The sequence below is a fragment of the Clostridium sp. CF012 genome (assembly GCF_018861755.1).
Taxonomy (GTDB): Bacteria; Bacillota; Clostridia; order Clostridiales; family Clostridiaceae; genus Clostridium_AD.
Map to the genome: position 1 here is coordinate 64,197 of NZ_JAHLEF010000023.1, position 9,880 is coordinate 74,076.

At 30.6% G+C, this 9,880-nt stretch carries 13 protein-coding genes; all 13 read left to right on the forward strand.

The window, feature by feature from the left end; translation table 11 throughout:
- The first annotated feature begins 136 nt into the window (after positions 1 to 136).
- The 13 genes from spo0A to KPL50_RS17910 all read left to right on the forward strand — a co-directional run bounded on the left by spo0A (position 137) and on the right by KPL50_RS17910 (position 9,203).
- Positions 137 to 949, forward strand: a complete 813-nt coding sequence (gene spo0A / locus KPL50_RS17850; RefSeq protein WP_216299905.1) for a sporulation transcription factor Spo0A — start codon at positions 137 to 139, stop codon at positions 947 to 949.
- Between the two features lie 21 nt (positions 950 to 970).
- Positions 971 to 2,044 carry a hypothetical protein gene (locus tag KPL50_RS17855; RefSeq protein ID WP_216299906.1) on the forward strand — a complete coding sequence of 358 codons (1,074 nt, stop codon included), beginning with the start codon at positions 971 to 973 and terminating at the stop codon, positions 2,042 to 2,044.
- A 17-nt stretch (positions 2,045 to 2,061) separates the two neighbouring features.
- Complete coding sequence (locus KPL50_RS17860; protein WP_216299907.1) at positions 2,062 to 2,346, forward strand: hypothetical protein; 285 nt, start codon at positions 2,062 to 2,064, stop codon at positions 2,344 to 2,346.
- A gap of 2 nt (positions 2,347 to 2,348) precedes the next feature.
- Entirely contained in the window at positions 2,349 to 2,501 is a 153-nt protein-coding gene (locus tag KPL50_RS17865) for a hypothetical protein (RefSeq protein ID WP_216299919.1), read from the forward strand.
- A gap of 251 nt (positions 2,502 to 2,752) precedes the next feature.
- On the forward strand, positions 2,753 to 3,244 hold the full coding sequence (locus KPL50_RS17870) for an N-acetyltransferase (protein WP_216299908.1): 492 nt from the start codon (positions 2,753 to 2,755) through the stop codon (positions 3,242 to 3,244).
- A 213-nt stretch (positions 3,245 to 3,457) separates the two neighbouring features.
- Positions 3,458 to 3,841, forward strand: coding sequence for a carboxymuconolactone decarboxylase family protein (locus KPL50_RS17875; RefSeq protein WP_216299909.1), 384 nt, complete (start codon positions 3,458 to 3,460; stop codon positions 3,839 to 3,841).
- 61 nt (positions 3,842 to 3,902) lie between these two features.
- Entirely contained in the window at positions 3,903 to 4,652 is a 750-nt protein-coding gene (locus KPL50_RS17880) for a class I SAM-dependent methyltransferase (protein ID WP_253200690.1), read from the forward strand.
- A 222-nt stretch (positions 4,653 to 4,874) separates the two neighbouring features.
- Positions 4,875 to 5,408, forward strand: a complete 534-nt coding sequence (locus tag KPL50_RS17885) for an HD domain-containing protein (protein WP_216299910.1) — start codon at positions 4,875 to 4,877, stop codon at positions 5,406 to 5,408.
- 201 nt (positions 5,409 to 5,609) lie between these two features.
- The gene (locus KPL50_RS17890) at positions 5,610 to 6,176 is read left to right on the forward strand and encodes a GNAT family N-acetyltransferase (protein WP_253200691.1); all 567 of its coding nucleotides are present in this window, start codon (positions 5,610 to 5,612) and stop codon (positions 6,174 to 6,176) included.
- Positions 6,177 to 6,397: 221 nt separating this feature from the next.
- On the forward strand, positions 6,398 to 7,045 hold the full coding sequence (locus KPL50_RS17895) for a Type 1 glutamine amidotransferase-like domain-containing protein (RefSeq protein ID WP_216299911.1): 648 nt from the start codon (positions 6,398 to 6,400) through the stop codon (positions 7,043 to 7,045).
- Between the two features lie 303 nt (positions 7,046 to 7,348).
- Positions 7,349 to 8,056, forward strand: coding sequence for an HNH endonuclease (locus KPL50_RS17900; RefSeq protein ID WP_216299912.1), 708 nt, complete (start codon positions 7,349 to 7,351; stop codon positions 8,054 to 8,056).
- A 131-nt stretch (positions 8,057 to 8,187) separates the two neighbouring features.
- Positions 8,188 to 8,508, forward strand: coding sequence for a hypothetical protein (locus KPL50_RS17905; protein ID WP_216299913.1), 321 nt, complete (start codon positions 8,188 to 8,190; stop codon positions 8,506 to 8,508).
- Positions 8,509 to 8,735: 227 nt separating this feature from the next.
- A complete protein-coding gene (locus tag KPL50_RS17910) occupies positions 8,736 to 9,203 on the forward strand; it encodes a hypothetical protein (RefSeq protein WP_216299914.1) in 468 nt (155 codons plus the stop codon).
- The last annotated feature ends 677 nt before the right edge of the window (positions 9,204 to 9,880 follow it).

Consider the following 9,880-nt stretch of genomic DNA (forward strand, 5'->3'; position numbering starts at 1 on the left):
AGTGGCTATTTTTTTAGTATTTAATATTGCTCACTGGACAATAGTTACAAATATATTTTTAATTAGAAGGATTTACCAATGTTTTGTTGAATATATAATATGGAATATATATCCAAAAATAAAGGAGATTATAAACATGGAAGAACAGAAAATAAACATAATCATAGTTGAGGATAACAAAGAATTTCGTAATTTGCTAAATGAATATATATTATTTCAAGAGGACATTGTTGTTACTGGAATCGCAGAGGATGGAGAAGAAGCATTAAAATTGATTGAAGATAAAAAGCCTGATTTAGTAGTACTTGATATGATTATGCCTAATCTTGATGGTTTGGGAGTTCTAGAGAGGTTAAATACAATGAATTTAGATATAATGCCTCGTATAATAGTTTTATCAGCAGTTGGTCATGATAAAATAACCCAAAGAGCCATGTCACTAGGAGCAGATTATTATATTGTAAAACCTTTTGATTTAGAGGTATTAGTTAAAAGAATTAGGCAATTGGTGAATGATGGTATATATAACGGGGATGTGAAAAAATCAATTACTTATTTTGATAATAGCGAAATTAAAATTAGCAAAATTCAATCAACTGATATGATCACTAAAATAACTAATATTATTCATGAAATTGGAATACCTGCCCATATAAAGGGGTATATGTTTTTAAGGGAAGCAATAAATTTGGTAGTGAATGATATTGGACTTTTATCATCAGTTACAAAAGAATTGTATCCCTCCATAGGTAAAAAGTTTAATACGACTGCTAGTAAGGTAGAAAGAGCAATGAGGCATGCAATAGATGTTGCATGGAGTAGAGGACAAATAGAAACTATTAATAAGATTTTTGGATATACTATTCAAAATGAAAAAGGCAGGCCTACTAATTCAGAATTCATAGCTATGGTAGCTGATAAGTTAAGATTAGAAAATAAGGTTAGCTAGCTCGTAGCTCTAACGGTTTGAATGCAGTTCCATGCCGATAAACTACTACTTAATGCAAATTGGGACAAGATAGACTTAGATAGTAAGTCAAAAGGCAATGCAATAAGTTCTATCGAGGGAGAAGGAAAAACTAATGAAACAGTTAAAGGAAACACTGATAAAATAGCTGTTTTAAATGGAACCGGAGCAATAAAAGAGAAAGCAAATAAGGAAGATTTGACTACTTTATCAAATTCAGTTACGTCGTCTTTGGCGGATAACTCGAAGCAAGTACCACATTTAGGTACAACGACAAACTCTGGTGATATTTATAGTATAACTACAACACAAGTTATTAATGCTAATCAAAAATTTACAATAAAATTTAATGCAAATAGCATAACTGCTCCAACATTAAAAATAAATAGTGGTGCAGTTTGTGCGATTAAAAAAGCAAATGGTAACAATGCAAAATTATATGCAAGTGTATATACCTTGTTTTGGGACGGAACGTCTTTTACTTTATTGGGTGAAGGAGGTGATTACGGAACGGCTACAAAAGACAAAGTTTTGGAAGGGAATACTATTGGTACTGAAACAGGGATAGTTGCAGGGACAATACCGATTATAATTCCTACACTTTCAGATACAGTGGCAGGAAATTCAACTGTTTATAGTGGTTTTGGTGACGGGTTGCCTTATGCTTTATTAAGTGTTAGTTCATATTATAACAATGTTTCTTGGATTAGAAGTGCTCAACCTGATTTAATTGCTTCAAATATATTAAGTGGTAAAAATGTTTTAGGACTTGTAGGTACCGCAATTAATGGTGCAGGCATGAAAAAAATTGCGGGTGGAAGTATTCCTGCATATAACTACGGCTGGGCAGATTTCAGCGGGCTTACTTTTCGCCCAAGAGTTATTATTATAGTTAGTAAATACTCACCTTTAGATATTACTTTGTATAAAGAGAATAATAATCCAGGTATAATGTATTTTACCTATAGTATGACTGAAAACACCCTTGCGTCAACAGGGGCATGGGTTAGTGATACAGGCTTTCATATAAATGTAGCTCAGCACCAACATCCCTATAATTGGTTGGCAATGGAATAAATAAGGAGGTATTAAAAATGGAATATGGGAAAAGAATAATTTTTGATAAATTAACAGGAAAGGTTTTAGATAACTGTTTTGGAGAAATGAGTGGTGACTTACAAGAAGGTTTAAGACCTTTAGAAATAGACTTTGTAGATTTAAAATATGGTGATATAACACTTCAAGAGGTGGCAGAATATCATATAGAAATTGCTACTAAAACTATAATAATTGATAGCAAAATAGAGCACATACAAACAGAAGCAGAAAGAATAGCAGAATTAGAAAATATAATATTAGAAAGCGAAGGAGTGATTTAACAATGGCAACAGTAATAGTTAAACAATATTTAGTAGGTATATTAGTTAAAAAAATTAGTACACAGGAGATAAATCCAAAGACAAATGAGCCTTTTAAAGTAGAAGATATTCTAATTGCAGAATATAAAATTGCGGTAGAAAATGCTTTATTGTAATTAGCGGGAGTAGTTTAGTTATGGCAATTAAGAGTAGATGGCAATGACAATCCAATCGTAGTAGAATAATCTAAATAGGGTAAAGTAGGCACTCAATAGAGTGTTTTTATTTTGCCCTTTTTACTAAAGAATAAGATATCCCTAATCTTTATATTTATGATATATTATGGTATTATTAAGTAACAATTATAAAAAAATGCGCCTTAATCAATAAAACTTCAGATAATAAATATTATTTAGGGGGCAACAATATGATAAACAACTTTAAAGTATTAAGTTCAGAGGTTCAACCTGCGATTAATATAATGAAAGAAGTAGCAAAATGGGGGCGTTCAGCAGGGTTAAATGTATGGAAAGACGAGCATCTTACAAGGGAAAACTTAATAGTGGATATTAATAAAAATGACTTCTACATAGGACAAGTTTCGGAAGATAACGCATGTTGTATGATACTGCAATGGAACGATACTTTATTTTGGCCCAAAGCAAAAGAGAATGAGGCAGGATATATACATAAATTATGTGTTAGGAGAGACTATTCTGGATTAGGATTATCACGGAAAATGGTTGAATTTGCTATAGAAGAATGTAGAAGAAGAAGAGTTCACTATTTAAGATTAGATACAGGGTGGAGTAAGAAAAAGTTATGCAATTTATATGAAAGTTTAGGTTTTAAATTGGTTGGCAAAACCCTGTTGGAAGACAGAGGTGAATTTGCTCTGTTTGAGATGAAAATACTATAATAAGAAAAGACAATGCAAAAGATATCTTTGGTGGGTAATTTACTTCACAATATTTTATAAGTTACGTCACAACCGTAAAAACCTACGAAGGAACAGCTGTTAAGAATGTTATAAATCTTTTAGTAATATCAAGCTGTAATTATAATGAGTTTATTTAAGCAAACAACGTTCTGTTGTTTGAATTTTTTAGAAATAAGGGAGGTTAAATTTAACATGGGTGATTCTGAAAGTATACTTAAATATTATAAGGATGAATTAAAGTGGAATCCGCCTTTTGCAGAAATACTCTCTAAATATTCACCAGATGGATTAAATGGATATTTGGGAATGCGTCAATCAGTTCAGGAAGGACATTTGCCTAAAAAGACAAGTGAATTAATATTTACAATATTGGATAGTTTAGATGATGAAGTAAGTGGTGCAAAAGCACATGCTGTTGCTGCCATAGAAGCAGGATTAACTATGGCAGAGTTAGTAGAAGCTTTTGTAATTGTAACTATTGTTAAAGGTATTAATGTGTTGTGCAAAACTGGTGTTGAAGCAATAAGAGCAGCGGAAATAAGATTTGAAGAAATAAACGTAAACAAAAAAGAGTAACAATAAAAATTAGGCTATGACGGAGTTGTAAAATATTATGTAGTATTGAGGAGGAATTATATTGATTAACCTATCACAGGAGGAAAAAGTTATAAATAAAGACTCAGTTTCGCTTAATTCTTACCAGGAAATGTCTGAATATTATTTTAAATATGTAGATACAAAGCCGTGGAATGCATATTATGAAAGACCTGCAACAATATCATTACTTCCAGATGTAAAAGGTAAGAAAGTTTTAGATGCTGGTTGTGCTGCGGGGTGGTATACCAAATGGCTATTGGAAAAAGGTGCAAATGTTATTGCATTAGATTTCAGTCCAAACATGATAGAGATGACTAAAAAAAGAGTTGGAAATAAGGCTAAAATTATTAGGGCTGATTTGAATGACACATTAAACTTTATTGAGGATGGATCTATAGATATTGTTTTATCATCATTGACTCTTCACTATATTAGGGATTGGGAAATAGTTATGAGTGAATTTAATAGAATCCTAAAAAAAGGTGGCCAACTTGTTTTCTCTGTTCACCATCCATTTATGGATTTTACAGTGCATAATAAAGAGAATTACTTTTTGACAGAGTTATTAGAAGAACAATGGAAAACTAATAATGGAAAGGTAAAAGTACAATTTTATAGGAGACCTTTAAGCCAGATTATTACATCAGTAATTGATTCAGGGTTTATAATAGAAAAATTATTAGAACCTATGCCAACAGAACAATTTAAAATTGAAAAGCCTGACACATATGACATATTAACTAAGAAACCTCAATTTTTATTTATAAAAGCAAGAAAACATAAAGTTTAGATTTATTCATACATACTTTTCATATTAGGCGTCACAAACAATAAAAGTTTGTGGCGTTTTTAGTTGTGACGACTTAGGAAAAAATGGTGCAGTAAAGTTTGGACTATTCCAATTTTTACTGTTATGTTATATAATGGTAACAATGATTCGGAATCGTATTATATTGTGAATTTAAGATTAAACTGTGAAGTTAGAAAATTTATATAATGGGCGGAGGAAGACATGGAAAACCATATTGAAAAAATTCAAAAGTATTTACATAATGGACGTGCTGAAGATATGGAAAATCGCATTGAAAGACTTCGAAAGTATATTGATGATATTCTATTAAATATGAAAGACACTCAAGAAAGAAGGTGTGGGTATCTCCATCTTTATGGAGTTTCGCAAGCATGTGCTATGATTGCTCTAAAAAGAAATCAAGATGTTGAATTGGCGACCATGGCTGGTATGTTACATGATTTACATTCTTACAAAGCCATGAATACTGAAAATCATGCTGAGCACGGTGCAGTTTTGGCACGTCAAATTCTTGAGGAGTTGTCATTGACAACTGATAATGAAACAGATTTATTATGTTCAGCTATTCGCAACCACAGTTCAAAGGCGACTACTCATTCTGCATTTGATGAAGTATTAAAAGATGCAGATGTTTTGCAACATTGTTTATATAATCCGCTTTTTCCTGTGATGGAACATGAAAAATGTAGGTTTCAGAATTTATTAACTGAATTTGGTATTTTGCGAACAGTATAAGCATTTTCGGTACCAAAACTAATATGCAATCTTCGTATTAGACGTCACAAACAATAAAAGTTTGTGGCATTTTTACTTGTGACAAACTAGGAAAATATGATGAAATGAAGATTAGGATATATCTATTATTTATATTTATGCTATAATATGGTATTGTTAAGTAACAATTGTATAATATTGTGAAGCAAACATTATTTATACATGATGGGGGAGAAGAATAATATGAGAATAGAAACAAACCGTATAATAATTCGAGATTTTGAGCGAAAAGACGCAGAAAACCTTTATCAGATTGTCAGAGAGAAAAACATTTTTCGATTTATGCCTGATTGGGCAGAAAATAATGATTCGCCAAAAGCCTTTTTGGGGTATATTGATTGGCACCAAACTCAAAAAGATTCAACAGATGTTTATGAGAATAAAAGATATGTAATTGCATTACCTGATACAGATGAAATGATTGGAATGGTAGGTATGGGTCTTGAAGATACAGTAAATGAAGTTGAAGTAGCCTATTTTATGTCGGAAAAATATCAGAGAAATGGGTACGCAAAAGAAGCTGTAAATGCTTTAGTGGATTGGTGTTTCAATGTATCAGATATAAAGTATCTTATATTGACGATTGATTGTGCAAATATTCCTTCTTGTCACCTTGCAGAGAAATGCGGTTTTGAATTATTTGAAAAACGAACACCAATTAAACACAAACAACCCAACATGGAAAGCGATAGCTATTTCTATTACAGAAGATACAGAAATTTAGCGTAACTATTAGTATATTTAATACACAATATTCCTATTAGGCGTCACAAACAATAAAAGTTTGTGGCGTTTTTACTTGTGACGACTTAGGAAAAAATGGTGCAGTAAAGTTTGGACTATTCCAATTTTTACTGTTATGTTATATAATGGAAACAATGATTCGGAATCGTATTATATGGCGAACTATAAATTATTTATATTAAATAAAATTTACTACGGAGGTGCTTATGAAAACACACTATTATTTGGGTTGGTTTAACGATGGTTTTTTTGAGAAGCTGGTCAGGTTGTTGCATGAGGATATAACTGATAGAAAATCGCTTGTTATGATTAGCGGGAATCCATTTCTTCATGAAGATGAGGAAGTTGGTGCTACTGAACGCTCGTGGCTTGACCAGGCCAACATTATGTTTGATGAATATCACTTAATTGATTATGGCGTACAGAAGGAAGAGGCCCAAAAATTAATTCAAAATGCTTCGGTCATTTTCTTGTTGGGTGGAGAAGACATTGAACAGAACGGTCTTTTGATTAAATATGAATTGTCGGATTTCATTAAAAAAAGCAGAGCCGTTGTGATGGGAACAAGTGCTGGTGCGATAAACATGTCCGCTAAATGGTTATGCTCTGAAGGTGAAAAAAGCTCTATTTACGACGGTATCGGCCTTGACGATTTTTCTGTCCTGTCTCATTATGATCTTGAAAATAACATTGCGCATATTCAAGGCGATCTATCTCCCTTATTAGAAGAAATGAATGTTTATGCGTCGAACAAAGATTGTGCTGTACGTGTAAAGGGAGACAAAATCGACATTTTAGGCAATGTATATTTAATTTCCCACTCAAAGATTCAGAAGTTGGACGAGATGCTTTAGTTGTGGTGAGTGGCTATGGCTTAACTGAGTTAATTTCTTTATGCAAAACTTCTGCAACAGACAAGGTCATGGTCGCTTACAGTATAAGCATAATCTACAGTAAGTTTCTTGCACAATATTCATATTAGACGTCACAAACAATAAAAGTTTGTGGCGTTTTTAGTTGTTACGACTTAGGAAAATATGATGACGTAACTTTAATTAAATAATATAAATTAGGTATTCTGTATAATTTATATATTAATTATATAAGGGGATATATGGTATAATTTAGCTTATTATATAGTTTGAGGAGTGATTAGCATGAGTGAAACTAGACCACCAATACCTAACTCTCTAAAAAGAGAACTTAGGCAAGAAGCGTATTTTGGTTGTGTCTTTTGTGGCAATCCAATTATAGAATATCACCATATAGAACAATATCATTTGGTAAAATGTCATGAAAAATCTAACCTAGTCATACTTTGTCCTGAACATCACCATAGAGCAAATTGTGGCGAGATTTTTATGGAAAAGGTAATAAAAGCAAAAAATAACCCGTATAATAAAAATAGTGAATTTGTAAGTAAAGAATTCTTTCTAAAGGAATATGAGAAAATAAAAATAATAGCTGGTTCAGTTATATTTCAAAACAATAATGTATTAGTAGAGATAGATAATAATCCACTATTAACCATTAGACCTGATGAAGACGGATATGCTATGATTAATGCTAAATTTTATGATAATAAGAATAATGTCGTAGCATTTATCACGAATAATGAATGGAAGGCATATAAAGAGGCTAAGTTGTGGGATATTACATATTCTCCAGGACATTTAGTAATAAGAAGTGAGAAGGGTAGAATATTTTTAGAATTTAAATTGATGGGAGAATCTATTGAGTTAAGAGCAAATATGTCTTACAATAATAAAACTGTCTCGTTTAACCCTAACGAGATGAACATTGGTGGAATTATTTTTAAGGACGTAATTATTAAAAATGTTGAAAAAGCTTTTGTTCTTGAATAATAGGGAACCATGCGGACATAAAGATTAGAAGATCTCTAATCTTCTTTATATTTATACTAAATTATGGTTTTATTAAGACGGAATCGTAATCAAATGCGAAGTAAATAAAAATAAATTAACAAGAGGAGTAAATGTTGATTAAAGAAAAAAATAAGATAAGGGTGTTTATATACGGAAGTATGATTTTGGCTTTAGTATTAGGAATATATGGTCAAAGTATTTCGTACTATATCAATGACAATATGTTGAAATTATCAGTTTTAGATTGGCTAGCAGTCGTAACAATAACAAGTATACTTTTATTTTTAATCCCACCTATATTAGCATACAAACTTAATAAGAAACAAAAGATTGAGAAAGAAGAATTAAATCTATATTTTGGTATCAATATTTCAATAGGTATAATGACCTCACTATGGTCACTATTTGTTTTAATTATGGGGTGTGGCTAATATTAGTTAATTCATATTATTCAGATATTAGGCGTCACAAACAATAAAAGTTTGTGGCGTTTTTACTTGTGATGACTTAGGAAAAAATGCGGACATAAAGATTAGAATATCTCTAATCTTTATATTTATACTAAATTATGGTATTATTAAGACGGAATCGTAAGAAGGTGTGACACATAGTTATCTATGCACATACTATTGTAAATTTAATCAGAGGGGGGGTATCATTGAATAAGAAAAAAATCTTTTGGGGAATAGGTATATTTATTTTTACCGCTATAATTGTGAGCATAACCATGCCATATCTTTTCAATTCAAAGAACTTAATTTCTAAAAATAATTATGACTATATGTACAAACAAGTTCATGTTGTAGATTTTGACAACTTATTGAATCCAATTCGTATAGATAACGCTGAATCTGGTAAGGTGGATAAATTAATTAGTGAAATTAATGGGTTATCTTTGAAAAAAACAATGAGACCTAGTGGATCTTCTAATTATGGTCTTTCTTTTATTGCAACCTATAATGAAAATGAAACGAGCACCTATACAAAGGAAGTTTTTTATATTAGCTTTTACAAAGATAACATGATTGGTTTTACAAGAAATCCTAATTATAGAGAAACATACTATAAAATCCAAAATGAAGAATTTGATATAAAAAAAAATATAGAAAAGTTTAAAAAAGGCTAAAGATTATTCATTCAAGACAAACTGTTAAGCTGCAAAAGTCTTACAAATTATAGACTATTCTTATAAAGTTTATTAATTATAAAAACTTTTTAGGCGAGTATAAATTTAATTTAAATCAAAATGGATATTTAAAAGAATTGAATCTTTAAATAAAATGTCTTTAATCCTAAAATATTACATTTATGGGGCTGTATTTTTCTTAGCGTACGAAATATCATTTTTGCGTACGATGCCCCAATAGGGTGTTTTTATTTTGCCCTTTTACTAAAGAATAGGATGTCTCTAATTTTTATATTTATTCTAAATTATGGTATTATTAAGTAACAATTGTAAAAAAATGCGAACCATCAGTATTTAGAAATATGAATGAGTAGAAACGGTTAAATTATTTACAGTATTTTATCTATCATTATATTGATTGTTGGAGTTTTTGCTTTTCCAGGTCATGTATCTAATGTTATAGTGATACTCATAACTATAGTTAGTATATTTGCTTTCTTTATGATAAAGATTAATAAAGATAATTGTTTTGAAAAAATTAGTATGGTTTTTGGAAAGAACTTTACGAATGTTATATTATTGGGTTTATTGTATATTGGACTTAGATTAATTATAGTTATATTTAGTGGACTTGCTTATAGTAATTTATCTGAAATACTAAAAAAGACTATGCATAC

Bases quoted from the DNA above. Each gene is read 5' to 3' on its own strand.
- spo0A (WP_216299905.1), top strand. From the start codon at position 137: ATGGAAGAACAGAAAATAAACATAATCATAGTTGAGGATAACAAAGAA.
- KPL50_RS17855 (WP_216299906.1), top strand. From the start codon at position 971: ATGCAGTTCCATGCCGATAAACTACTACTTAATGCAAATTGGGACAAG.
- KPL50_RS17860 (WP_216299907.1), top strand. From the start codon at position 2,062: ATGGAATATGGGAAAAGAATAATTTTTGATAAATTAACAGGAAAGGTT.
- KPL50_RS17865 (WP_216299919.1), top strand. From the start codon at position 2,349: ATGGCAACAGTAATAGTTAAACAATATTTAGTAGGTATATTAGTTAAA.
- KPL50_RS17870 (WP_216299908.1), top strand. From the start codon at position 2,753: ATGATAAACAACTTTAAAGTATTAAGTTCAGAGGTTCAACCTGCGATT.
- KPL50_RS17875 (WP_216299909.1), top strand. From the start codon at position 3,458: ATGGGTGATTCTGAAAGTATACTTAAATATTATAAGGATGAATTAAAG.
- KPL50_RS17885 (WP_216299910.1), top strand. From the start codon at position 4,875: ATGGAAAACCATATTGAAAAAATTCAAAAGTATTTACATAATGGACGT.
- KPL50_RS17890 (WP_253200691.1), top strand. From the start codon at position 5,610: ATGATGGGGGAGAAGAATAATATGAGAATAGAAACAAACCGTATAATA.
- KPL50_RS17895 (WP_216299911.1), top strand. From the start codon at position 6,398: ATGAAAACACACTATTATTTGGGTTGGTTTAACGATGGTTTTTTTGAG.
- KPL50_RS17900 (WP_216299912.1), top strand. From the start codon at position 7,349: ATGAGTGAAACTAGACCACCAATACCTAACTCTCTAAAAAGAGAACTT.
- KPL50_RS17905 (WP_216299913.1), top strand. From the start codon at position 8,188: ATGTTGATTAAAGAAAAAAATAAGATAAGGGTGTTTATATACGGAAGT.